This window comes from Peribacillus sp. FSL P2-0133, assembly GCF_037975445.1.
Taxonomy (GTDB): Bacteria; Bacillota; Bacilli; order Bacillales; family DSM-1321; genus Peribacillus; species Peribacillus simplex_E.
In genome coordinates this window covers 981585-1006078 of record NZ_CP150254.1, presented here as the reverse complement: position 1 = coordinate 1006078, position 24494 = coordinate 981585, and the positions used below count along the sequence as shown (strand labels likewise).

Sequence of the window (24494 nt, the reverse complement as noted above, 5' to 3'; positions counted from 1 at the left end):
TTTGATCATTCATGCTGCTAAAAATTTGCCATCACAAAAAACGAAAGACCGAAGAAGGTCTTTCGTTTAGCTTTCATACATTTAAACTAACGCCTCAATCTTGCTCATGAAATCTTCCATGACTCCCGATAACTTGGACTCAGCTTCTGGCATTGATTTACCTTGGACACCGAAATAGAATTTAATTTTCGGTTCAGTGCCAGAAGGACGAAGGCAAACCCATGTACCATCTTCAAGGAAATACTTCAATACATTTGATTTCGGAAGCTCGATCAATTCTTCATTATTTGAAAGTAATGTACGCTTTTTGCTGCGTTGATAATCTTCTTCAGAAACTACTGGAATGCCAGCTATTCGGGAAGGAGGATTTTGACGGAATTGATTCAATATTCCAGAAATCTGTTTTGCTCCCTCAATGCCCTTTAAAGTCAATGAACGCAATCCTTCCAAGTAAAAGCCGTATTTTTCAAACACATTCAGTAACCCTTCATATAGTGTCAATCCCTGCTTTTTATAATGAGCACAGACTTCAACAGCCAGCACTGCGGCTTGAATGGCATCCTTATCACGTGCAAAGTCTTTAATCAGGTAACCGTAGCTTTCTTCATAGCCGAACAAAAAGCTATTTTCCCCGCTTACATGATACTGATTTATTTTCTCGGCAATGAACTTAAACCCGGTAAGTACATCAACCGTTTTCAAGCCATATGACTCGGCAATCGCCCGCCCGATTTCTGAAGTGACGATTGTTTTTAAGACGACACCATTTTGAGGAATCTTCCCTTTTTCTTTTTTCTGGGACAGTAAATAGTCCAGGAAAAGTGCACCTGTTTGATTTCCAGTCAGGACAACATATTGACCTACCTCGTTTTTCACGGCAATTCCAAGCCGATCAGCATCTGGGTCCGTTGCTATCAATAAGTCCGCTTCCACTTTGTTTCCAAGTTCGATGGCCATTTCAAATGCAGCTGGTTCCTCCGGATTTGGTGACTTAACTGTCGAAAAATCCGGATCTGGCAATTCCTGCTCCTTAACGATATGCAAATTTTGATACCCTAAGCTTTGCAGTGCCCGCCTGACGGATTTATTGGCCGTTCCATGAAGCGGTGTAAAGACGATTGACACATCTATTTCCTCGGCAAGCTGCGGATTCTCGGGAACTGTGAGCAACTCACGATTATATGCCGTATCCAATTCCTCCCCGACCATTTCGATGAGGCCCTTCCCTTTAAGGACTTCAGCTTCTTCAATTTGAATTTCTAGCTCATTTTCAATTGCATTCACGTAGCTGATCACTTGATCGGCTGCTTCCGGTGGCAATTGTGCTCCATCTGGTCCATAAACCTTGTAACCATTATATTCAGGCGGATTGTGGCTTGCCGTGATGACGATTCCAGCAAAAGCATTCAGCTCGCGAACCGCGAATGACAATTCCGGAGTCGGACGCAATTCATCGAATAAATAAGCCTTCACCCCAAATGTAGCCAAGGTCTTAGCTGCTTCGAGTGCAAATTCCGGGGACTTATGTCTCGAATCATAAGCGATCACAGTCCCTCTTCCTTTTGCTTCTTCTCCAAACGAAGAGATATATTGAGCCAACCCAACCGTAGCCTTCCTTACAGTGTAAAGATTCATCCGGTTCGTTCCCACTCCGATTTCCCCACGCATTCCGCCTGTTCCAAATTCTAAATTTTTATAAAAGGCATCTTCGAGTTTTGCTTCATCCCGCTGCATTTCCTCAAGGAGGACACGTAATTCCCCATTTAAATTCTGGTACCCTGCCCAAGTGGTGTATAAAGATTTCCAGTCCATCTCCAACATCTCCTCCCAAACGCCTAATTTGCAATTATTATGTATCTGCCTTACATATACAAAATTATCATATTTATTCCAATAAATGAAGTAAAGGCTCGTAATGAAAAGAACCAAATCTAGCGTTCTTCACATCACGAGCTCTTTTACCTCTTTATTTTTCGCCATCTTTGTAATGCAGATTGTAAATATCATGGCGGCGATCTTTCAATTGCCTTACAGTACCAGACTGACGCTCCCGCCTTAAGATCTCCAAATCAACATCGCCAATCAGGACCATCTCAAGGTTCGGGCTGGTTTCCCCAACTATGCCGTCACGCGCAAATTCGAAATCCGATGGAGCGAAGATTCCCGATTGGGCATACTGAATATCCATATTTTCCGTTTGCGGAAGATTCCCGACCGTTCCGGAAATGACGGTATAAATTTGGTTTTCCACAGCACGGGCCTGGGCACAATAACGAACTCGCAGGTAGCCTTGCCTGTCTTCTGTACAAAATGGAGTGAATATGATTTTGGCTCCCATGTCGGTAGCAATCCGGGCGAGTTCCGGAAACTCAATATCATAACAAATTTGTATGGCGATTTTTCCACAGTCCGTATCAAAGACTCGAACGCGGTCACCTGCGTTAATACCCCACCATTTTCTTTCATTTGGTGTGATATGAATTTTATATTGCTTTTCAATCGTCCCATCGCGACGGAATAAATAAGCGATATTATAAATATTGTCATCATCTTCTTTTACGAAATGGGAACCGCCGATGATATTGACGTTATACCTTACAGCTAAAGTGGTAAACAATTCAATGTACTGCTCCGTGAAATCCGACAGTTTCCGTACAGCCAAGCTTGGTGATCTTTCATTCAAGAAAGACATCAGCTGGGTGGTGAATAATTCCGGGAACACGGCGAAATCCGCATTAGCATCCGAAGCAACGTCGGTGAAATACTCGACTTGGTTAGCGAAGTCTTCGAATGAATCGATTTTACGCAGCATGTATTGCACGACGCAGATCCTTACCGGTTCTGATGTTTTATAATAACGTTTTGTTTTCGGTTGATAATCGACGTTATTCCACTCCATGAGTGTAGCATACTTATTCGATTGCAGATCATCCGGCAAATAATTAGGATTGATCCTCATAAGCGTGAACCCATTTAAAAGCTGGAACGAAAGAACCGGATCATATATTTTATGCAATTGCACTTCTTTCACATATTCCCTTGGTAACAGTTCATCCGCATGTTTATGATAATTGGGAATCCTGCCGCCGATAATGATGCTTTTTAAATTCAAATGGGCAACAAGTTCTTTCCTTGAATCATATAGTCTTTGACCAATTTTCATCCTGCGGAATTTAGGATGGACCATGACCTCGATCCCATATAAATTATAACCGTCCGGATTATGATTCGTGATATATCCATTATCTGTTACATCATCCCATGTATGTCGGTCATCATATTCGTCAAAATTAATAATGAGACTGGAACATGAGCCAATCACTTTTCCATCATATTCAGCCACAAACTGTCCTTCCGGAAAAATTGCCAGATGACTCTCAAGCTGTTCTCGCTTCCAGGGAACCATTCCAGGAAAGCAACTCGACTGCAAAGCAATTATTTCATCTATGTCTCCTAGCCTCATATTACGTATTTCCATTATTTTTTCATATTTATGCAGGTCCAAATTAGGCATTTTCCTCAGACTCCTTTAATCTCTTCCATAAGAATTATACCCCTTATACAAAAATTAAAACAACTGAACCTACCCATGGATTTCAAAATTGCATGGATAAAAGCCAATCTTAATGTCCGTTAAAAAGAATATATATTTTACAGACCCCGTCCATACATACTATACTTTTCATGAGAGCAAAAAGAGATGGGGAAGAGGAACCATGAACAAGACTATTTGCAATGGGGAAAACTTATTAACTGTAGCCTTGGCTGCTCCATCATTGCTATGTTTGGAAGCTTTTATTTCTCTGAAATTAAGCAAAATGAACCGTTTGCGCTCTGTTGGTACAAGCGGATCATCACGGATCCTTTTACAATCATTTTAGGAATTGCAATCATTCGAAAAAATCATTGGATTTGCTTTTATACCATGATAGTAACAGCCATCGGTGCATACATTTCCACATATCATTATTTTGCAAAGGTTTCAGTCTTTCCCGACCACACCCTTGCATGAGGAATGGTTCCATGTACAGGACAATATATAAACGTATTGGTTTCATCACCATCACGTTCTAGCCTTGACTGCATTCATCATTATTTTTTACATCGTATGGACAAGATCCAAGGAGGTTGCAGCTTAATGAAGAAAATGGCTATATTTTTAGTGATAATCGTCGCCCTTTTTGTCCTGCTGGGCGTTTTTACAAACATGAAAAAAGAAGAAAAATCAAAAGGAAATCCATACGGCAAGGATAAGCTTAAACCTGCTACTGTCGATCAGCTGGATGACCCCAATTATCAAAATTTGATCCTTCCTGTAGAGTTGGAGCAGGACCTCCAAGATAGTAAAGACGTGACCGTTTATTTCTATAGTCCTACGAATTCAATCAGTCAAAAAACCACACCAGTCGTGGCACCTTTGGCAGAGAAATTGGGTATTGATCTTGTTCAATTCAATCTTTTGGAGTTTGAACAAGGATGGAGCGACTATGGCATCAAAAAGACCCCGACCATCGTTCACTATAAAAATGGTGAAGAACAAGAACGAATCGTCGGCTTTAATGATGAAGTAACGTTCGAGAAATGGTTCGAGGACCACGATATTAATTAAGGATGTAGAAAATGAGCCGGCCCTAACGGAAATGCTTCTCCCGTTATAGCCGGCTCATTTTTTTTGCCTTATACTAAATATTGATTCGCCACCTGGATGTCCATCATCTGCATATCATTATTCGCTTCATGGTTTATACTTGAAAAATGGTCATAATAAAAGGGGAAGAATATTCCGCATTCATTCAATAGTGTGATGTTATGTTGGAACAATTCTTCAGATTTAGATTCCATCAATATAAAATCTTCTCTCTTCTGTTTGTCTAATATCGACATAAGGACTTGAAGACATGTCATTACTTGAAATGCGTCTCTTAATGTTGCCAAGTAAGTAACAGAACTTTGATTGGGCTTTAAAACGCCAATCTCGCGAAAATGAAGGATTTCACTTTCCGTAAAGTATTTTGGAAATACAGATTCGTAGAAACGAGAAACGAGACTCGCTATTTCTTGCTCTTGTTCTTCAGTTGAAGAAAAGACCGTCTTCACTAAAAAAACCACCTTTTTTCAGATCCGTTAGACCTATCTATTATATGTATATTCTAGGACAAGCGATTTCTTTCCCATTAGAATAACATAAATTTTGTAAAAAATATGTGGTAATTTCCACCACGGAAACATCAGCAATAGGTCCAAGGTTACTTTTTTCATGACTCATCTATAATTATTATATATTTTTTTCATTTAATTAAAACCAAAGTAGTCGAAAGTAGGAGTTTAATTGGAAAATTTTAAATTAACTAACCAACATTTAATAATAGATGTTCTCCAAAGTTGGAATGGATTAACATTGGAAAAGCTTTTTAGGGAGCGGTGGAAGGCCCCAAAGAAATTAGTCCATGAATGGAGGATGAGTAAAGAAGTGACAGTGAACGGAAATTCCGTCACATGGTCAACTGTTCTTAATGAAGGAGATACGATCAGCATCCCTTTATTGGATCAAGCTGAAAATGAAACAGTTCAAGCGGCAGACTTAGGAATTTCCATCATATATGAAGATGAAGTGTTATTGATAGCCAATAAACCGGCTGGAATGGATACTCACCCTTCTCAACCGGGTGAGTCACACTCCCTCATCAATGGAGTGGCGCACCATCTTCAAAAAACTGGCCAGTCCTGTATGATCAAGCATATTCATAGGCTTGATAAGGATACCACCGGTGCGGTCCTTTTTGCCAAAAACCGCCTCATAGGGTCCATGCTGGATAGAATGTTGGAAGAAAGGGAAATCAAACGGACCTATCTAGCTTTAGTCGAAGGAAACATTAAAAAGAACGAAGGCGAAATCAAAGAAAAAATTGGCCGCGACCGACACCATGCCACGAGACGAAGGGTTTCCCCTACAGGCCAGACGGCAGTCACCCATTTTCAGGTACTCAATCGCGATCCCAAGAAAAACTTGACGCTCGTCAGCTGTACACTGGAAAGCGGCCGAACCCACCAAATCAGGGTGCATTTCAGTCATTTGAATCACCCCTTGGCTGGAGATACTTTGTATGGCGGAAAAAAGACATTTCCACGTCAAGCCCTGCATGCAAGGAAAATCGAATTCATCCACCCCATTTCAGAAAGAAAAATGAGCCTTGAAGCTCCTTTCATTGATAGACCTGAGATATTCGATGTCACCATTTAAACTGAATAAACACCGTTCGATTTCGGAACGGTGTTCTTATTTCTTCCATTAATATGAAATAGTTGCCCATTTTTTTGTGAACCAGCTGCAGGATTTTCTGCATTTGGGCTTAATTGATGGTTTATAGGCATGTCGGGACGAAATCCGTTCATTTTGGCAAAAAAAATAGCTGGCCACTTGGGCCAGCTTAATCTTTGCATTTATGAAGCTTTTCTCATGCCTTTTAAGATAAGGCTTAAGACGAAGACAAATACGATAGCACCAATCAATGCTGGAATTATAGCGAAATCTGCTACTGAAGGTCCCCAGTTCCCAAGAATTAATGAACCTAACCATGCACCAACAAAACCAGCGATAATGTTACCGATAATTCCAAATGGTACGTCACGTCCAACGATCATACCTGCTAACCAACCAATGATACCTCCGATAATTAATGACCATAAAAATCCCATAATATATTTCCTCCTTCAAATTAGTTATTTTTTCAATTTCTGCAGCAGACTCCAAGAAATCAAATCACTTCCATATTGTCATGCCTTTTTTCAGTTATTTTTAACTTTTACATTCAAATGGTATGATGCCGATTACGCACAATATCTAATGAATGTGAATGTTTTAGTTATTGGGTGGAGTTAGCTAGCTATAGCCCTTGAGTAACTGATTGGACAATCCTCATGTTAGTGAATTTTTTCTTTTTGTTTGCCGCTGTACTCATTATTTTCCCCGTTTAATTAATCTAAAACCTAATTATTTTTAAAAATATTTGGCAACGAAAACAGGATTAACAGACATATTAAACGGGTATACCATAGGCTTAACTTTGTTACATAGTTATTATAAGCAATAACTGTCTCAATTATGTTCATGAGGAAAAAGAAAAAGGGTGCCCCATTCGGGACACCCTCCTATCATTTGCAGTATTCTTTTTAGAACAAAAGTTCATCGGGATTGCTTCCGAACCGTTCATTTTTGTTCAAGGCATCTATTTGATTCATTTCATTCAGGCTTAAAGAAAAGTCAAATACCTCTGCATTTTCCTCGATACGGGAAGGCGTAATCGATTTAGGTATTACAACTAGATCATGTTGTAGATGCCATCTAATCAACACTTGTGCTGAACTTTTCCCGTGCTTCTTCGCTATATGATTAATTGTCGGCTCTTCCAATAGGTTCCCTCTGCCTAGCGGGCTCCAAGACTCAACCTTTATTTCATGTTTTGCACAGTAATCACGAATTTCGACTTGAGTCAAAAGTGGATGCAATTCAATTTGATTGACTACCGGTTTCACTTCACTGTTTGCAAGTAAATTCTCCAAATGATGAACATGGAAATTACTTACACCGATTGATTTCACCTTTCCATCCTTATAAAGCTTTTCCAATGCCCTCCAGGTTTCCAGATATTTATCTTTTCCCGGCCAGTGGATCAGGTATAAATCCAAGTATTCCAAACCAAGGCGATTTAAACTATCATCAAATGCCTGGAGCGTCGTTTCGTATCCTTGCTCTGTATTCCACACTTTAGATGTAATGAACAATTCTTCACGAGGCACTCCGCATTCCCGAATCGCCTGACCAACACCTTCTTCATTTTCATAAATGGCCGCCGTATCAATCGCACGATAACCAACTTCGATCGCTTTCTTGACGGACTCAACCGTTTCATTGCCGTTTTTCACTTTAAATACACCGAAACCCAACTGTGGCATTTTAACTCCATTATGTAAGGTGATCATTTCCCCAATATTTGAAATCATTCCATCATTCCCCCTTACTTTTATTTACCAATTATACATCCCTCCACCTTCTATTTCTAACCATAAGCCTCGGGATTTATAGAGCCTCTTAAGCGAAAAGACACACTTAAATACCAATTATATATATTAAAGGGATTATTTTATCTTTTTAATCATTCACAAAGTTAAATATTTTGTAAAAAAATGACGAAACATCTATCCTTATAGGTATGAAATTCGTTACAATTGAATAGTTCGGCTTAAAACCAAGTAAAAAAGAAGGTGCCAAATTTTAAGAATAATCAAATGTAAAACTCCCATCCTAATTATTGAGGAGTTGCAAACTGTCCTGCCCATTCATGGGCGGCAATCCATATATACTTTACATACTTGAAATTAAGGGAGTCCTCCATGTATGAATAGCATACTCATCTTAACCGCGCTAATTATTATTTTTGCTTTGGTCTTTGACTTTATCAATGGTTTCCATGATACGGCTAACGCCATCGCTACAGCAGTATCAACCAAGGCGCTTAAACCACGTCATGCAATCATCATGGCTGCGGTAATGAATTTATTAGGAGCACTGACCTTTACCGGTGTAGCGCATACCATTACGAAGGATATCGTTGATCCTTTCACATTGAACAATGGTTCTTATGTAATCCTTGCCGCCCTGCTTTCGGCAATAATATGGAATTTAATCACTTGGTATTTTGGCATTCCAAGCAGTTCCTCCCATGCGATCATTGGTTCAATAGCGGGAGCTGCCATCGTGGCTAGTGGATTCGATGCGATTAAATGGAGTGGATTCACTAAAATTGTACAAGCATTGATTCTATCCCCTATCCTCGCCTTCACGCTTGGATTCATTGTATACAGCATCTTCAAGGTAGTATTCAAAAATAATAATTTAGGAAAAACCAATAAGCGATTCAGGAGAATACAAATTCTCACGGCGGCCATCCAATCTTATACACATGGAACGAATGATGCTCAAAAATCCATGGGTATCATCACGATGGCTTTGATCGCTAACGGATATGCCTCTACCTCTGAAGTTCCTTTCTGGGTACAACTATCCTGCGCAATAGCCATGGCACTTGGTACATCAATCGGAGGTTGGAAGATCATCAAAACCGTCGGCGGTAAAATCATGAAAATCCGCCCAGTTAACGGTGTGGCTGCCGATATGACTGGAGCATCCATCATTTTCGGTGCAACCTTCCTGCATATGCCGGTCAGCACGACACATGTCATTTCTTCTTCAATACTTGGGGTCGGTTCAGCACACCGCATCAAAGGGGTAAAATGGGGAACCGCAAAAAACATGTTGATCACTTGGTTCATTACATTGCCAATTTCTGCTTCCTTAGCTGGAATCATTTACTATTTAATTGCTTTATTTTTATAGAACCTTTTGCCTTTCCATATTGGAAAGGCATTTTTTCTGCAGATTTCCCCTTATAATTGTAGGGTTTTTCCCATTTTTTAATTTTCCTTGTGTTTTTATATAAAGTTTTATTAAGATTTTGTAAATTTTCGTCGAAAAACCTTCACGGATACTACATGAATTCGTTACAATCAATTTGTTAATACTAAGCGTACGACTAAAGTGCGTAAATTTGCATGACTAATTGGGAGGCTTTAACATGGCTTTTAAATCAAAAAAAGACAAATTCGCAGTAATGCTTTTTAACATCGCTCAAAACCTTAAAGAAGGTGCTGACTATTTCGCGGATTATAAACTCAAAAACATCTCCGATCTCAAAGTATTTTCAGATACGATGAAAGACTATGAGCATAAAGGCGATTCAATGGTTCATAATGTGATTAAAGAGCTGAACAATGCCTTCATCACTCCTATCGAACGGGAAGATATACTTGAATTGACCATGAGAATGGATGATGTCATAGACGGTTTGGAACACTGTGCAGCATTATTCGAGATGTACTCAATTGTCAATGCAGATGAGTATATGCTTAAGTTTGTGGATGCAATCAAACAGTGTACGTATGAGATTGAAAATGCTGTCGATACACTATCCACTAAGAAATTGCCAATGATTCGTGAAAATGCAATCAAAATTAAAGATCTTGAATCAGTTTGTGACGGAATCCAACGTCAATCAATCAAAAACTTGTTTACAGTTGAAAAAGACCCAATCAGGATCATTCAATATAAAGAAATTTACGAAAGCCTTGAAGAGATCGCCGATCACTGTCAAGCAGTGGCCAATACACTTGAAACAATCATAATGAAAAACGCCTAAGGAGTACCCCAATAAATGGATACTTTATTAATTTTAACAATATTAATCGTTTTCTTTGCTTTAGCATTTGACTTCATCAATGGTTTTCATGATACAGCCAATGCAATAGCGACTGCTGTTTCAACAAAGGCCATGAAGCCTAGGCATGCCATCATCATGGCAGCCATCATGAACTTCGTCGGAGCTATGACATTTACTGGAGTAGCGAAGACCATAACGAAGGATATCGTGGATCCGTTCACGCTTCCGAATGGTTCATATGTAATCATGGCTGCTCTGCTTGCCGCTATCATATGGAACCTTCTTACTTGGTATTACGGAATACCAAGCAGTTCCTCCCATGCATTGATTGGTTCGATTGCAGGTGCCGCCATTGCTGCAGCAGGCTTCGAGGGCATTAAATGGGAAGGGTTCATGAAAATTCTTCAAGCTTTGATTTTCTCCCCGCTAATTGCTTTTGCAATCGGGTTTATCGTATACAGCATCTTTAAAGTAGTCTTTAAAAACAATAACCTGACAAAAACAAACCAAAAATTCCGTACTATACAGATTGCTACTGCGGCACTTCAATCGTATACCCACGGAACGAACGACGCTCAAAAAGCGATGGGTATCATCACGATGGCCCTTATTGCAAATGGTTATGCATCAAGTACCGATATCCCCTTCTGGGTTCAATTCTCCTGTGCACTAGCAATGGGGCTTGGAACTTCCGTCGGCGGATGGAAAATCATTAAAACCGTTGGCGGCAAAATCATGAAAATCCGTCCGGTCAATGGTGTTGCAGCGGATTTAACCGGTGCTTTCATCATTTTCGGCGCGACAGTAATACACATGCCAGTCAGTACAACCCATGTTATTTCGTCTTCAATCCTTGGTGTTGGATCAGCACATCGTGTCAAGGGCGTAAAATGGGGAACGGCAAAAAGGATGATCATCACTTGGTTCATTACCATTCCCATCTCGGCAACATTAGCTGGTTTGCTTTATCTTTTAATTAACTTCTTATTCTAAAATAAAATCCCTTCCGGTTTCCATCGGTAGGGATTTTCTGTTTTAACAAAGGATTTATCTATGCTTATTAATAGGAAATCGTTTAAAATTCAAGGAGAAGGAATTTTTTTTAGCGAGGGGCAAGATAAAAATGAAGGAATTCGAAAAAAATAGAGATATTTTTAAAGACCTTTATGGAGATATGATGGAGTTTGCCGATAGAATCAGTTCTGTTTTGGGTTGCCCCATTACAATCGAGGACGGTAACCATCGCTTACTTGCTTATAGCACACACGATGATACTACGGATCAGGCTCGTATTATGACCATAATCGGAAGACGTGTCCCTGAAAAGGTCATCAACAGTTTATGGAAAGATGGCTTCATCCCCGCGTTATTGAAAGCAGATGCCCCCATTAAAATCGGGGCCATCAATGATGTCGGTCTCGGTAACAGGGTTGCGGTTTCCATCCGGAAAAATAATGAAGTACTTGGTTTCATTTGGGCTTTGGAAGTAAATGAACCTTTCTCCGAAGAAGATATGAAATTTCTCCAATTCGCTGCCAAGGAGGCGAAGAACCAGTTACAGCAATTGCAATTGAAAAAGAAAAGGAAAGAAGCAGGTCATCAAGAGTTCCTTTGGCGCATGTTGACCGGGCACTACCAAGAAGAATCGGAAATAATTGAAAATTTCAAGAAATTTTCCATCCACGTTCCAGTGGTTTTTTCCATATTGGTATTCGAATTTCCTAAAGAGATCAATCGTGAAGTGGAGCGCTACATTTCATACATGTTAACGACCACTCAAAAGATAAACAGTTCCTTATTTGCCATTGACCATAACAAGCTCATTCTTTTCGCGGGAGGCAACCAGGAAAACAGCCCTTCTTTCACTTCATCGATTTATGAGTTCATTCCTTTTTTCATTCTGGAGATGAAACGGCGTTTCGGTGTCGAGCATATTCTTGGAACGGCTGGCAATATGTATAAAAACTTAATGGATGTTAAATCAAGTTACGAAGAAGCTCAATACACCCTTAAAATGAAGAATATTTTCCCGGATGACATGAAACTCATTTTACATTATGAAGAACTTGGCATGTTTCAAATGATTGAAACACTCGCAAGCAACAAACAGCGTCGTGTTCATCCTTCCATCCTTAAGCTAAAAGCATATGACATGAAGAACCAGACGGAAATGCTGCAAACACTCACTGTCTATCTAGAGAAGGACTGCAACCCAAATGAAGCTTCAAGTAATCTTCATATCCATGTGAATACATTGAATTACAGATTAAAAAGAATCTCTGAAGTGGGAAATATTCGGCTAAAAGACCCGATTCAAAAAATGTCCCTCTTTCTTAACATTAAACTTAATCAATATGATGAATTTCACAAGAAAAATTAATGATATATTCCCTGATATGGAATACTAGAAGTGTGGAAAGGTTGATCATATGAAACTTGAAACAAAAGAAGAGCTTGAAAAAGAATTAACAATCATTGAAAAATGGGAGAAAGATCAGAAAGGACTATGGTTTTGGGAACGGATCGGGCGGATCCCCTTCAAGCTATTGGATAAGTTGACACCGGATTTCATTCAGAAAAAGTTGGGTGTCATGCTTGATGAAATCGGCAGCTACATTCAGAATGGCGGAAAATATTTAACGAAAGAATCTCATATTCTAAGTCAGCTGCAAGCCAAGGTTCCCGAGTTGGAAATTAAAGCCCTGGAAGATGTTTCAAGCATGCCCCTCCATATCATGGATAGCGTGAGTCAGGATATTAAAAATTCAGGCAGCAAATTGGCAACGGTTCAAGGTGCCACTACAGGGATTGGCGGAATCTTCACCTTGGCCATCGACATCCCCCTTCTTCTCGGCATGTCGATCAAAACGCTTCAGGATATCGCCATCACATATGGCTTCAATCCTAAAGACCGCCAAGAACGTATTTTCATCGTCAAATGTCTGCAATTCACAACATCGGATGTTGTCGGCAAAAAGGCTCTTTTAAATGAATTGTCGAAAATGAACCAGACCGATTCCCAATCAAAAAGGGAAATAGCATCCGAACTGCAAGGTTGGCGGGAAGTCGTTTATACATACCGTGATCAGTTTGGCTGGAAAAAGCTTTTGCAAATGGTTCCTGTTGCCGGAATAATCTTTGGCGCCCTTACAAATCGTTCCATGATTGCCGATATAGCCGATACGGGAATCATGCTTTATAAGAAAAGAAGGATTTTAGAGCGCATTCAAGAGCCTATTGCAAAGAATTGAATTCAGCTTTAAAAAGGTCTTGTTCCTGGCGAGCCCATATTTTTTGACACTGCGTTTGTGGAATTCCACAAATACACCATTTTCAATTTTCTGATTTCCACATACTAACTATTTCTTTTTCCAACTATACTTGTGATACAAATAGTAAAAACACATTATTGGAGGGATTAAGATGAGAATAGGAATTCCAAAAGAGATTAAAAACAATGAAAACCGTGTAGCTATCACTCCAGCTGGGGTTGTGGCATTAGTCAATGCAGGTCACGAAGTATTAATCGAAATGAACGCAGGTCTAGGAAGCAGTTTTACAAATGAATCATATCAAGAAGCTGGTGCTGTTATAGTCGAGGACGCTGCTAGCGTTTGGTCAAGCACAGAAATGATCATGAAAGTAAAAGAACCTATCTCATCTGAATATAAATATTTCCGAAAAGATTTAATCCTTTTCACATATTTACATCTTGCGGCTGAACCAGCACTAGCTCAGGCCCTAAAAGAAAGCGGTGTCTTGGCCATTGCTTATGAAACGGTTGCAGTAAACCGCACACTTCCTTTATTGACACCAATGAGTGAAGTTGCAGGACGCATGGCTGCACAAATCGGTGCTCAGTTCCTTGAAAAAAATAACGGCGGCAAAGGAATACTATTAAGCGGAGTTCCTGGAGTTAAACGTGGTAAGGTCGCTGTTGTCGGCGGAGGTATGGTTGGAACGAATGCTGCTAAAATCGCTATTGGATTAGGCGCAGATGTTACCATTCTTGACTTAAGCCCTGACCGTCTACGTCAACTTGATGATATTTTCGGAAATGAACTGACTACACTTATCTCCAACCCTTATAATATTGCGGAAGCAGTTAAAGATGCCGATTTAGTAATCGGTGCTGTATTGATTCCAGGTGCTAAAGCTCCTAAGCTCGTTACTGAAGAAATGGTTAAATCGATGTCTCCTGGTTCAGTCATTGTAGATGTTGCAATCGACCAAGGCGGTATCTTTGAAACGGTCGACCACATAACAACACATGATAACCCTACTTATGTTAAACATGGAGTAGTGCATTATGCAGTGGCGAATATGCCAGGAGCAGTGCCTCAAACTTCTACAGTTGCATTAACTAACGTAACAGTACCATTTGCACTTCAAATTGCAAACAAAGGTGCCATCAAAGCAATCCTTGAAAATGATGCACTTGCTAAAGGCGTCAATGTTGCGAACGGTGAAATCACGTTCGAAGCAGTTGCCACAGACCTTGGCTACAACTATGTAAGTGTTGAAAATGCCTTAAACTCAAATAACATTAACGCTTAATAAAAAAATAAGACTCCAGACACAATCTTGTCTGGAGTCTTATTTTTTTGGACGAGAATCCCGTTGAAGCTGTACTTCTTCATACAATATCTGGATCATGTCGGATTATCTCGCACTACTGGCGATATTCCGAATATAGTCGGAATATCGGCACGATCGGGCGATTTAACTAGATATAGGTCGAATTATCAGATCGAATGGACCATTTTTCCGATTAGAGCTCGAATTAAAGTCGAAAATCATTTTTATGCGAATAAATGTTTATATTTCGTGATATGTAATTGGCATTTTCGGCTTGGCCCCAATAATACGCAAGATTTCCACCACATTTTATATGGGATCAAGTTTGTTTGATGTTATTACTAATCTACAAAATAGAATATGCCTCTTAATCTATGAAGATCTTCCCAGGATTCATTATTCCTTTCGGATCTAATCCCTGTTTGATCGTTTTCATCACTTCGTAAGCTCCTCCATGCTCCCTTCGCTGATACTTCGATTTTCCAAGTCCTACCCCATGTTCACCCGTACATGTACCGCCTTTTGTTAATGCATATTCGACGATTTCTTCATTTAACCTCTTCGCTTCTTTAACTTCTTCAGGATTTTTCAGATCGATCATGAACAATACATGATAATTCCCGTCACCTACATGTCCTACAATCGCACCCTCCACTTTGGATTGTTCGACCTTCTTCCTTGTATCCAGTATGGCATTCGATAATTCATGAAGGGGCACACTTACGTCGGTCACCATCAGCTTCTTTCCAGGTGCGCTGTGAATGAATGCGTATGCGAGGTTATGGCGCGCTTCCCATAAGGCATTCCGTGCTTTTGAATCGGTTTCAAACTGGATATCCCCACAGCCAAAATCACTTACGATTTCCTTGGCAAATTTGACGTCCTGTTCCAGTCCGGCAAAATTCCCATGAAACTCGAGGAATAAAGTTGGTTGGACATCATAGGATTTGTCCATGAATTGATTAACTTTTTTTATGGACTCGGCATCAACCAATTCAATTCGTGCAATCGGGATTCCAGCAAGCATGATCCCATTAACCGCAGATACTGCCTGTTCGACGGTTGGAAATGAAGCTCTCCCAGCCATGGTGACTTCAGGAATGCCGTATACCTTTAAAGTCAGTTCAGTAAATACACCTAGCGTACCTTCTGAGCCGACAAACAAGCCATTCAAGTGAATGCCTGAAGATGATTTTGTCGCTAAACTTCCGGAATGAATCACTTCACCGTTTGCTAAAACCACTTCCAAATCCCTGACTTGATCGCGCATTATCCCATATTTGACCGAGGTCGTCCCACTTGCATTCGTAGCTGCCATCCCTCCCAATGTAGCATCGGCGCCAGGGTCGACGGAAAAGAACAAACCGTATTTTTTTAATTCTTTATTGAGTTGCGTCCTTGTCACACCTGGTTGGACCTTCACAAGGAAATCATTTTCCCTGATTTCCAGTATATGATTCATCAAGGACAAATCCAGGGAAATTCCCCCTTTGACTGGAACGACATGCCCCTCCAAACTTGATCCCAATCCAAAAGGAATGACCGGTATTTCATGCTCATTCGCATAACTCATGACTGCGCTGACTTCCGCAGTATCCCTTGGATAAATGACCATATCGGGTAAATGCGGAGTGTGATATGATTCATCATGGCTGTGCTGTTCCAATAGTGTTTCATTCACCGTTACTTGTTCTGCCGTCAGTATCTTCCTAAGTTCTTCTATATAACCATTCATTATGCTGCCCCCTCTTTTTTCACCAAACATTCTGAAAATATCACACAAAATGAGATTGCCCGCTAATAGGCAATCCATCTTTCTTCACTTACTGAAACCTTTCGTTTTATCCGTGCAGGCCTTCATTGCTTGCAGAATGCTGGATCTTAGCTGATTCTCTTCTAAAGACGCTACCGCAGCTATCGTTGAACCGCCCGGCGTGCAGACATCATCCTTTAAAGCAGCAGGATGTCTTTCCGTTTCCAGTACCATTTTAGCAGCTCCCATTACAGCTTGTGCTGCCATTCGGTATGCTTGTTTTCTTGGAATGCCATCACGGACCCCTCCATCAGCCAGCGCCTCGATGAACATGTATACATAAGCAGGCGACGAACCGCTGATGGCCGGTACTGCGTCCATCAAATCTTCATGCAGGATTTCCGTTTTACCGAAACTATTCAGCAATGCAGTCACTTCCTCTATATCAGCATCGGTAATTTCATCATTGATGCTCATGGCCGTCATGCCTTCACCGACAAGCGAAGGAGTGTTTGGCATCGTCCGGACAACCTTCACTTTTTTTCCGAAGCTGCTCTCAACTAAAGATATAGTGATCCCAGCTGCCATGGTAATGATCACAGCGTCTTCTTTCACATGATTCTTCACTTCTTCAATCACTTGCTTATGCATGGCAGGTTGGATCCCTAGAAAGAGAAAGTCGGCAAAACCGGCAACCTCTATATTATCCAAAGTGCCTTTAACGTTATATTTCGTGGTGATTTTAGTTTTGGTTTCCACACTCGCAGTACTGACCATGATCCCTTCAGGTGAAATGACCTCTGCAAGCAACATGCCCTCAAGCATTGCCTCACCCATTTTGCCGCATCCAATAAACCCGATTTTTTTATTCATATCTTACACTTCCAATCATAAGTTCATCTATATTCCTTCTTATTATATCGGATATCATAAATGGAAACACGTTGGAGATATTAATCAGGAAGGATTTGGTGGTTTCTGGTCGAATTACTTAATTGTTATGGATGAATCTTGATATCCACCTTCATGCAATTGAAATTTTCAGCGAAAAAACCGTTGACTAAATGGTCATTTCGGATTTATAATTTTGACCTATCAGTCACAAAACGAATAAGGAATACAGTTCCAGGAATGGAGAAATCGTATGCAAATGGAAAAAAAAGCGGTCAATACTAAGCTAGTTTTAACAGGATTGATCATTGGAATGTTTTTCAGTTCATTGGAACAGACGATCGTCGGTACGGCCATGCCGACAATTATCGGCGAATTGAATGGTTTTACTATCTTTGCATGGGTGACGACTGCCTATTTAATAGCCTCAACGACTGTTGTACCCATTGTTGGAAAGCTATCTGATTTATATGGAAGACGTTCCCTTTATCTGCTTGGTACGATCATTTTTACGATTGGTTCGTTTTTATGTGCCACAGCCACTTCGATGGAGCAATTGATCATTTATAGAGGGCTGCAGGGAATCGGCGGCGGGATGATCATGCCTTTATCCCAAACGATAATCGGCGATATATTCTCTGCCGAACAAAGAGCCAAATGGCAGGGTGTATTTGGAGCCCTTTTTGGTTTAAGTTCCGTCATTGGTCCTTTTCTGGGCGGCCTGATCGTTGACCATATAAGCTGGCATTGGATCTTTTTGATCAATGTACCGACGGGCTTACTATCTGCCATTTTGATTTATGTAGGATTGAAACATGAAGCCATAAGGAAAGCAGAGAAAGTGAATATCGATTATCTGGGGATTTTCACCTTGATTCCTGGTATTGTGCTGTTACTGCTGGGCTTGACCTTCGGTGGTGATAAATTCGAATGGTTATCACTGGAATCTCTCTTGATTTTCGGCAGCACCATTGTCTTCATTGCCCTATTCATCATTTTTGAAAGAAGAGCAGTCGAACCGATCCTTGATTTATCCCTTTTTAAAAATAGAGTTTTTTCCACCACGAATATTTTGGGATTCCTGCTTGGCCTTGGCATGTTCGGGGCAATCATGTTCGTCCCGCTGTTCATGCAAGGCGTACTGGGAGTTTCACCAACAAAAGCGGGGTCGACCATGACTCCGATGATGATCGGTATGATTCTTTCCAGCATCATTGGCGGGCGGTTACTATTGAAATTCCGTTTTCGTACCGTGCTTACCTTTGGAATGGCCTTTGCAACGCTTGGCTTCTTCCTAATGAGCATGATGGACGGCAGTACGACTATTTTCACTGCGTACTCATTCATGGCCATCCTTGGAATAGGTATGGGTCTTGTCATGCCGACATTGATGATTGCCGTTCAAAACGAGTTTCCAAAATCCCAGCTAGGGTCGGTTACAGCGGCTTCCACATTCTTCCGATCTATAGGTGGAACGATGGGCATCACAATTTTGAACGCTGTCATGAATCACAATCTCCAGCAAAATATGGATGATGCGGTCGTAAGCCAAAAGGACCCTATATTGCATGAGGCACTGAAAGCATTAGCCGATAAAACGGATGCGTTATTCAACATCATGCTTTATCCGGAAAACCTTAAAATGCCGGCAGAAGTCAGCAATGTCCTTGTAAAAACGATTGAAAATGCTTGGATCGATGCATTCTCCAGTGTTTTCATCACCGGTATCTTTTTTGTTTCCGCGGGGATATTAGTGGCACTTTCTGTGGGTTCAGGACGAATCAAAAAAGATCAAGAATCGGAAAAAGAATTAGGCTAAAAATATGCTCGGGACCGGCTGATATATTCAGCCGGCCTTTTTAATCCCTTCATGTTTCTTTTTCATTGATAAGGGAATTTTACCTGTATGAGACTAAATGGAGTGATACTATGATAAACCATTCAATTTTACCTGCGGATTTTTATCAGCGGCCCACGCTTGAACTAGCAAAATCCCTTCTTGGCTGCCTCATTGTAAAAGAAACAGCGGATGGAACCGCTTCTGGATTCATTGTTGAAACAGAGGCCTATATTGGACCTGGGGACAGGGCCGCACATAGTTTTGGAAATAGAAGGACAAAACGGACGGAAGTGATGTTCGGTAATTCCGGATTGATATATACATACGTCATGCACACACATACACTGGTCAATGTCGTAAGCGGCGGGCCTGAAAATCCGGAGGCCATTTTAATCCGGGCAGTTGAACCGTATTCCGGGCTTGAGCTAATGCATGAAAGACGCGGAATTGCCGATATTCGTAAATGGACTGATGGACCTGGAAAGCTAACAAAGGCACTAGGCATCACCATGGATGATTATGGTCGATCTTTTACAGATCCCCCGCTATATCTTGCTGCCGGAAAAATGCCTGAACACATATCCAGCGGCCCCCGCGTCGGAATCGACAACTCCGGGGCAGCAAAAGATTATCCTTGGCGTTTCTGGGTTACCGACAATCCGTTTATATCCCGTAAAAACCTAATTAATAAAGCTGTGCCGAAAAATAAACCATGATTATATCCCCTCTAAGTGAACTGTGTAAATTCTGTGTATGTTACACAACTTAGAGGGGATTTTACTTTGTCCGTAAGCATCCCGAAATCCATATCAAGAGTCGTGTATGAAAGTATTATGAATATAGCTAATGACAGCCATAGCCTTAAAAGGAACACGGCTTAAATTGAAGTAATACTTAATTTCTGCCAAACTTATACATTCGATTATTCAAGTCCCCTCAATATCCCATAGTTCAATTTCCATAATTTCCTTACCCATTCAACTTCCCGCATATTCCCCCAGTAATAATAAATTGACTTCCATCTATTACGAACCTAATATAGTTAAGTCAGCAATATGGAAGGTGGTTTATGATGAACGTTCAGGCTCTTTTGCAAATGAATACAATTTTTATTAGTATCCTAATTGAATCCCTTCCCTTCATTTTACTGGGAGTCCTTATATCTGGAATTATCCAAATGTTTGTGTCAGAAGAGATGATTGCAAAAATCATTCCGAAAAATCCGATCTTATCTGTTCTATCCGCAATAGGTGCAGGAGTCTTTTTTCTTGCCTGCGAGTGCGGGATCGTCCCGATTACCCGCCGTTTGATCGCTAAAGGGGTTCCTCTTTCAGCGGCCATTGCCTTTATGCTTTCTGCACCCATTCTCAATCCGATCGTCCTGTTTTCCACCTATATAGCGTTTGGTAATAGCTGGAGCATGGTTTTCTATCGTGGCGGAATTGCATTCGCGGTCGTCCTGATCATTGCATGCATCCTGTCTTTTCAATTTAAGACAAATCAGCTTAAACAGGAACATATCGAACATATACATCACCATAAACTTACTTTTAAAGACAAAATAACGGGGATGTTCAAACACTCGATTGAAGAATTCTTTTCTGTTGGAAAATACTTAATCATTGGTGCATTGCTGGCAGCTGCCATTCAAACCTTTTTGAAAACATCCCTATTGCTTGAAATCGGTCAAGGAAAACTATCCGGGAATGCAGTCATGATGGCTTTGTCCTATGTCATGTCCTTGTGTTCCCAAGCGGACGCCTTTGTTGCAAGTTCTTTTAGAAGTACCTTCTCGCCCTCTTCACTAGTTGCTTTTCTTGTATTTGGGGCCATGTTTGATATTAAAAATACGATCATGCTTTTAGGTACCTTCAAAACAAAATTTGTTTTATGTTTGATGGCCTATATATTTATTTCCGTCTTAGGCCTAACTTTATTGTTTATTTCTTAAAGAGGGTGTTTTATATGGGAAGATTATTCATATTACTTGGACTTACTTTTTTATTCATGCATTTACACGCCTCAGGGAATATATCTAAATACATTAATATGGAATATTCATATGTTTCACAGATTGCCATCTATATACTGGCAATATTCACGTTAATGGGATCTTACTTATATTTTAAGGAAGATGATCAAGAAGAATGTGTTGATTGTCAGTGTGGACATGATCACTCCCAGGAAAATAAGAAATGGAAAAGGAACCTTACTTATTTCCTATTCTTCATTCCCATTTTAACCGGTCTCTTTTTGCCTGTTGCCACTATGGACTCCAATATTGTAGAAAAAAAAGGATTTCATTTCCCGGTATATGAAGACTCGGATGAATATAGCCAGCATCAATTCCTGCAGCCGGATACGAGTCTTTATTATGGCAAGGATGACTATTTAACTTTAATGGATAACTCTCTCAAAGGCTTGGTTGATCGTGATAGTCTTCAATTAACAGATGAAAACTATCTAAACGATTTAGAAGCCATCTATTACTCTCCTGGAAAGTTCACTGGCAAGCAAATAACGTTAACCGGATTTACGTACAATTCAAATGAGCTAGCCAAAAACCAGGCATTCCTGTTTCGTTTTGGGGTCATTCACTGTGTCGCGGACTCTGGGGTATTCGGTATGCTAATCGAATTTCCTGAAGGAATGCATCCTAAAAATGATGAGTGGTATTCCGTGACAGGTGAATTGGAATCCATTTATTATCAGCCATTCAAGAAAACCATTCCCCTGCTCAAAGTATCATCACATAGTAAAATCGCTGAACCGGATGATCCCTACGTTTATAGACAATATTAAAAAATGAATCATGGAAAGGTAAGGATATGCTATACTTACCTTTCTTTTTAATTACCTCAAACTTCCATTTTATGAAATGCTCTTTTTATCCATTTATGCGAAATTACAGTATGGCCCTCTTACACTCCACCTGAATCCCATAAACCCCCATTTTCCTGTAGCAAGATTACTTGAAAAATGACGAAAAAGTTTAATTTTATTTATATGGGTCATGTTTTTTATATTCCATACCCTTATAATATAAATGCTACATATTTTTTTACCACATCAGGAGGAACTTTCCTAAATGAACAATTCTAAAAACTCTTTCATTCTTGCAGGAACTATTATAGGTACCCTAGTGGCAGGCACTTCCGCTTATGCTGGTTCTTATCAAGTTAAATCAGGGGACACCCTTGATGAAATCTCTAAAGCTAATCGTACAACTGTCCAAGCATTAAAATCTCAAAACCATTTGACTAGTAACCTTATTTTTCCCGGCCAAGTCTTGAAGGTTAATAACCTTAACAACCATACAGATAAAAATATAGATAAAACCGAAAAATATGTGGTTAAACTGGGGGATACTTTATCAAAAATCGCTAAAAAATATAACCTTTCCCTTAGTGCTCTGCTTAAATTAAACACTGATATTTCTAATTCGGATCGAATTTATATTGGCCAAGCCATCCGGGTTTCCGGAAAAGCCCCTGTATCTAGCTCTACGGCTAAAAACAGTCCTTCTAATGCTACATATAGGGTCAAATCCGGTGACACCCTGGATAAAATTGCTAGAGTCAATAATATGACTGTCAAACAATTAAAGTCTAAAAACCATTTGACTAGTAACCTTATTTTTCCCGGCCAGGTCTTGAAGGTTAATACCCTTAACAACTATACGAGTTCGAATAATAGTAAAAATACAACAGAAGTTTATGTGGTTAAATTAGGGGATACCTTATCAACAATCTCTAAAAGATATAACCTTTCCCTTAGTGCCCTACTTAAAATGAACCCTACTATTTCCAATTCAAATCGTATTCGTATCGGCCAATCCATCCGTGTTTCCGGGAAAGCCTCGGCATCTGCAATTAAAAAACCGTCCAAATCGACCAAGGCGGATCAAGTTTTGGCTGCTGGCGCTAAATATATGGGAGCCAGGTATGTTTACGGTGCGAGCACTTCACGCACTGATGTATTTGATTGCTCTTCATTCACATTAAGGGCATTCCAAAGTGCAGGTGTTTCCTTGCCTCGAAATTCAGTGGCACAATCACACGTTGGTACAGCTGTATCTTCAAAATCCCTCCAAAAAGGGGATTTAGTATTTTTCGATACCAATAATGATGGTGTAATCAATCATGTGGGAATTTATGCCGGTAACGGTCAAATGCTGAATGCTTCTACATCTAAAGGTGTATCCTACGCTAACATCAACAGTTCTTACTGGGGACCTAGCTTTGTAAAGGCAGTTCGTGTACTTAACTAAATGATTGATGGCAATAACCGATTGATGGCTAAAAAATTAACTCTATAAGCCTTGATAAAAGAGCAAAAAAGCGTGTATTGATAAACTATCATACACGCTTTTTTGCGTATTATAATGTCAAATAGCCGCCAACTGGTATTATGGCTTATAACCATTCTCATTATCTTTTTGGAATCCATCCTCACTCGCGCATTAACCTTTGCATTTCCACAATCGCATAATTAAGTTGATTACTGACACGGACTCCTTCCAAGCTTGATAATTCCTTTCGTTGGGCTATTTCATCCTTCTTTTTTCTATGATAGACAATCGTTTGTTGTAAGAACCAAGCTTTTCTTAATAACATCATCATCACCTGCCTGTTTTGTCAAATGTCTATCCTGCATTTCCACTTGCTTTTTATGAACTTTTTCTTCAATATGATCTATGAATAGCTGATTATTGTTGAGATTTTCTTTATTCGATTCTATTAACCGCGCTAATGATAAATTTTTACGCATTTTTTATGCCCCCTTATCTACAGAAATGGCCGACCGTAAAAAGAATGGTTTTCTCTACTTAGGAAAAATAGATATTTTCCCTATTACTTCGTGACATTTTCATATTACTCTTAATTTCAAAATTCTCGGTTTCAATTTTGAAATGCCAGTGACCAATATTGGTATTATCATTCTGGGTATATCCTGATTACTTTTTCAACTTGCCACTCTTGTCCTTGATCGGGCCGTATAGATATATCGTAAGTACGATATCTATACCAACAAAAAAAAGGCCTTCATAACAGAAGACCTTTCTTTAAAAAACGTTCCAGCTTGATTTCAGAAATCCGCTCCCTTTCCGCCGACTGTCTGCCAAGCCACATCAAAGCAAGCGCCTGTGGGGTCTTGT

Annotated in this window: 22 protein-coding genes; 14 read left to right on the top strand and 8 right to left on the bottom strand. The window is 40.1% G+C overall.

Annotation, left to right across the window (positions count from 1 at the left end; translation table 11 throughout):
* Positions 1–81 precede the first annotated feature (81 nt).
* Positions 82–1812, bottom strand: a complete 1731-nt coding sequence (locus MKY17_RS04780) for a phospho-sugar mutase (protein ID WP_098373346.1) — start codon at positions 1810–1812, stop codon at positions 82–84.
* Positions 1813–1966: 154 nt separating this feature from the next.
* Positions 1967–3514 carry a carbon-nitrogen hydrolase family protein gene (locus tag MKY17_RS04775; RefSeq protein ID WP_098373347.1) on the bottom strand — a complete coding sequence of 516 codons (1548 nt, stop codon included), beginning with the start codon at positions 3512–3514 and terminating at the stop codon, positions 1967–1969.
* A gap of 186 nt (positions 3515–3700) precedes the next feature.
* Between MKY17_RS04775 and MKY17_RS04770 the strand changes: the two genes are divergently transcribed.
* Both MKY17_RS04770 and MKY17_RS04765 read left to right on the top strand, forming a co-directional pair.
* Positions 3701–4012: a disulfide bond formation protein B gene (locus tag MKY17_RS04770; RefSeq protein WP_260398110.1), complete on the top strand. Its 312-nt coding sequence runs from the start codon at positions 3701–3703 to the stop codon at positions 4010–4012.
* Between the two features lie 126 nt (positions 4013–4138).
* Positions 4139–4609, top strand: a complete 471-nt coding sequence (locus MKY17_RS04765; RefSeq protein ID WP_098373348.1) for a thioredoxin family protein — start codon at positions 4139–4141, stop codon at positions 4607–4609.
* 68 nt (positions 4610–4677) lie between these two features.
* Here MKY17_RS04765 and MKY17_RS04760 read toward each other — a convergent pair whose 3' ends face one another.
* Positions 4678–5097, bottom strand: a complete 420-nt coding sequence (locus MKY17_RS04760; RefSeq protein ID WP_098373349.1) for a DUF5365 family protein — start codon at positions 5095–5097, stop codon at positions 4678–4680.
* A gap of 232 nt (positions 5098–5329) precedes the next feature.
* Here MKY17_RS04760 and MKY17_RS04755 point away from each other — a divergent pair, with 232 nt between their 5' ends.
* Positions 5330–6241, top strand: coding sequence for an RluA family pseudouridine synthase (locus MKY17_RS04755; protein ID WP_098373350.1), 912 nt, complete (start codon positions 5330–5332; stop codon positions 6239–6241).
* Positions 6242–6441: 200 nt separating this feature from the next.
* On the opposite strand, the gene MKY17_RS04750 is transcribed toward MKY17_RS04755, so the two are convergent.
* Complete coding sequence (locus MKY17_RS04750) at positions 6442–6696, bottom strand: GlsB/YeaQ/YmgE family stress response membrane protein (RefSeq protein WP_179086047.1); 255 nt, start codon at positions 6694–6696, stop codon at positions 6442–6444.
* Between the two features lie 474 nt (positions 6697–7170).
* Entirely contained in the window at positions 7171–8001 is an 831-nt protein-coding gene (locus MKY17_RS04745) for an aldo/keto reductase (RefSeq protein WP_098373352.1), read from the bottom strand.
* Positions 8002–8395: 394 nt separating this feature from the next.
* On the opposite strand from MKY17_RS04745, the gene MKY17_RS04740 reads away from it, so the two are divergent.
* The 6 genes from MKY17_RS04740 (at position 8396) to ald (ending at position 14831) form a co-directional block, all read left to right on the top strand.
* On the top strand, positions 8396–9394 hold the full coding sequence (locus tag MKY17_RS04740) for an inorganic phosphate transporter (protein ID WP_098373353.1): 999 nt from the start codon (positions 8396–8398) through the stop codon (positions 9392–9394).
* Between the two features lie 238 nt (positions 9395–9632).
* Entirely contained in the window at positions 9633–10253 is a 621-nt protein-coding gene (locus MKY17_RS04735; protein WP_063235631.1) for a DUF47 domain-containing protein, read from the top strand.
* A gap of 15 nt (positions 10254–10268) precedes the next feature.
* A complete protein-coding gene (locus MKY17_RS04730) occupies positions 10269–11267 on the top strand; it encodes an inorganic phosphate transporter (protein ID WP_098373354.1) in 999 nt (332 codons plus the stop codon).
* A 130-nt stretch (positions 11268–11397) separates the two neighbouring features.
* Entirely contained in the window at positions 11398–12654 is a 1257-nt protein-coding gene (locus MKY17_RS04725; protein WP_286177220.1) for a helix-turn-helix domain-containing protein, read from the top strand.
* Positions 12655–12703: 49 nt separating this feature from the next.
* Positions 12704–13525, top strand: coding sequence for an EcsC family protein (locus tag MKY17_RS04720; RefSeq protein ID WP_098373355.1), 822 nt, complete (start codon positions 12704–12706; stop codon positions 13523–13525).
* Between the two features lie 172 nt (positions 13526–13697).
* Entirely contained in the window at positions 13698–14831 is a 1134-nt protein-coding gene (gene ald, locus MKY17_RS04715; protein WP_076367639.1) for an alanine dehydrogenase, read from the top strand.
* Positions 14832–15219: 388 nt separating this feature from the next.
* Here the strand turns inward: ald and MKY17_RS04710 are convergent, their stop codons facing one another.
* On the bottom strand, positions 15220–16587 hold the full coding sequence (locus MKY17_RS04710) for an FAD-linked oxidase C-terminal domain-containing protein (protein WP_098373356.1): 1368 nt from the start codon (positions 16585–16587) through the stop codon (positions 15220–15222).
* Between the two features lie 84 nt (positions 16588–16671).
* Entirely contained in the window at positions 16672–17478 is an 807-nt protein-coding gene (gene proC, locus MKY17_RS04705) for a pyrroline-5-carboxylate reductase (RefSeq protein ID WP_098373357.1), read from the bottom strand.
* 271 nt (positions 17479–17749) lie between these two features.
* Between proC and MKY17_RS04700 the strand changes: the two genes are divergently transcribed.
* From MKY17_RS04700 to MKY17_RS04680, 5 genes are all read left to right on the top strand, one after another.
* Entirely contained in the window at positions 17750–19315 is a 1566-nt protein-coding gene (locus tag MKY17_RS04700; RefSeq protein WP_098373358.1) for an MDR family MFS transporter, read from the top strand.
* A gap of 110 nt (positions 19316–19425) precedes the next feature.
* Positions 19426–20052, top strand: a complete 627-nt coding sequence (locus MKY17_RS04695; RefSeq protein ID WP_098373359.1) for a DNA-3-methyladenine glycosylase — start codon at positions 19426–19428, stop codon at positions 20050–20052.
* A gap of 356 nt (positions 20053–20408) precedes the next feature.
* Positions 20409–21287 (top strand): permease, encoded by an 879-nt coding sequence (locus MKY17_RS04690; RefSeq protein WP_098373360.1) that lies wholly within the window; start codon positions 20409–20411, stop codon positions 21285–21287.
* A 14-nt stretch (positions 21288–21301) separates the two neighbouring features.
* Entirely contained in the window at positions 21302–22138 is an 837-nt protein-coding gene (locus MKY17_RS04685) for a TIGR03943 family protein (RefSeq protein WP_098373361.1), read from the top strand.
* Between the two features lie 286 nt (positions 22139–22424).
* The gene (locus MKY17_RS04680) at positions 22425–23606 is read left to right on the top strand and encodes a C40 family peptidase (protein ID WP_098373362.1); all 1182 of its coding nucleotides are present in this window, start codon (positions 22425–22427) and stop codon (positions 23604–23606) included.
* Between the two features lie 296 nt (positions 23607–23902).
* On the opposite strand, the gene MKY17_RS04675 is transcribed toward MKY17_RS04680, so the two are convergent.
* Complete coding sequence (locus MKY17_RS04675) at positions 23903–24106, bottom strand: FbpB family small basic protein (RefSeq protein ID WP_098373363.1); 204 nt, start codon at positions 24104–24106, stop codon at positions 23903–23905.
* Positions 24107–24494 lie beyond the last annotated feature (388 nt).

Coding starts and splice junctions, on each gene's coding strand:
- MKY17_RS04770 (WP_260398110.1), top strand. CDS start 3,701: ATGGGGAAGAGGAACCATGAACAAGACTATTTGCAATGGGGAAAACTT.
- ald (WP_076367639.1), top strand. CDS start 13,698: ATGAGAATAGGAATTCCAAAAGAGATTAAAAACAATGAAAACCGTGTA.
- MKY17_RS04745 (WP_098373352.1), bottom strand. CDS start 8,001: ATGATTTCAAATATTGGGGAAATGATCACCTTACATAATGGAGTTAAA.
- MKY17_RS04735 (WP_063235631.1), top strand. CDS start 9,633: ATGGCTTTTAAATCAAAAAAAGACAAATTCGCAGTAATGCTTTTTAAC.
- MKY17_RS04740 (WP_098373353.1), top strand. CDS start 8,396: ATGAATAGCATACTCATCTTAACCGCGCTAATTATTATTTTTGCTTTG.
- MKY17_RS04700 (WP_098373358.1), top strand. CDS start 17,750: ATGCAAATGGAAAAAAAAGCGGTCAATACTAAGCTAGTTTTAACAGGA.
- MKY17_RS04730 (WP_098373354.1), top strand. CDS start 10,269: ATGGATACTTTATTAATTTTAACAATATTAATCGTTTTCTTTGCTTTA.
- MKY17_RS04710 (WP_098373356.1), bottom strand. CDS start 16,587: ATGAATGGTTATATAGAAGAACTTAGGAAGATACTGACGGCAGAACAA.
- MKY17_RS04765 (WP_098373348.1), top strand. CDS start 4,139: ATGAAGAAAATGGCTATATTTTTAGTGATAATCGTCGCCCTTTTTGTC.
- MKY17_RS04680 (WP_098373362.1), top strand. CDS start 22,425: ATGAACAATTCTAAAAACTCTTTCATTCTTGCAGGAACTATTATAGGT.
- MKY17_RS04695 (WP_098373359.1), top strand. CDS start 19,426: ATGATAAACCATTCAATTTTACCTGCGGATTTTTATCAGCGGCCCACG.
- MKY17_RS04750 (WP_179086047.1), bottom strand. CDS start 6,696: ATGGGATTTTTATGGTCATTAATTATCGGAGGTATCATTGGTTGGTTA.
- MKY17_RS04720 (WP_098373355.1), top strand. CDS start 12,704: ATGAAACTTGAAACAAAAGAAGAGCTTGAAAAAGAATTAACAATCATT.
- MKY17_RS04685 (WP_098373361.1), top strand. CDS start 21,302: ATGGGAAGATTATTCATATTACTTGGACTTACTTTTTTATTCATGCAT.
- MKY17_RS04775 (WP_098373347.1), bottom strand. CDS start 3,514: ATGCCTAATTTGGACCTGCATAAATATGAAAAAATAATGGAAATACGT.
- MKY17_RS04725 (WP_286177220.1), top strand. CDS start 11,398: ATGAAGGAATTCGAAAAAAATAGAGATATTTTTAAAGACCTTTATGGA.
- MKY17_RS04690 (WP_098373360.1), top strand. CDS start 20,409: ATGAACGTTCAGGCTCTTTTGCAAATGAATACAATTTTTATTAGTATC.
- MKY17_RS04675 (WP_098373363.1), bottom strand. CDS start 24,106: ATGCGTAAAAATTTATCATTAGCGCGGTTAATAGAATCGAATAAAGAA.
- MKY17_RS04780 (WP_098373346.1), bottom strand. CDS start 1,812: ATGGACTGGAAATCTTTATACACCACTTGGGCAGGGTACCAGAATTTA.
- proC (WP_098373357.1), bottom strand. CDS start 17,478: ATGAATAAAAAAATCGGGTTTATTGGATGCGGCAAAATGGGTGAGGCA.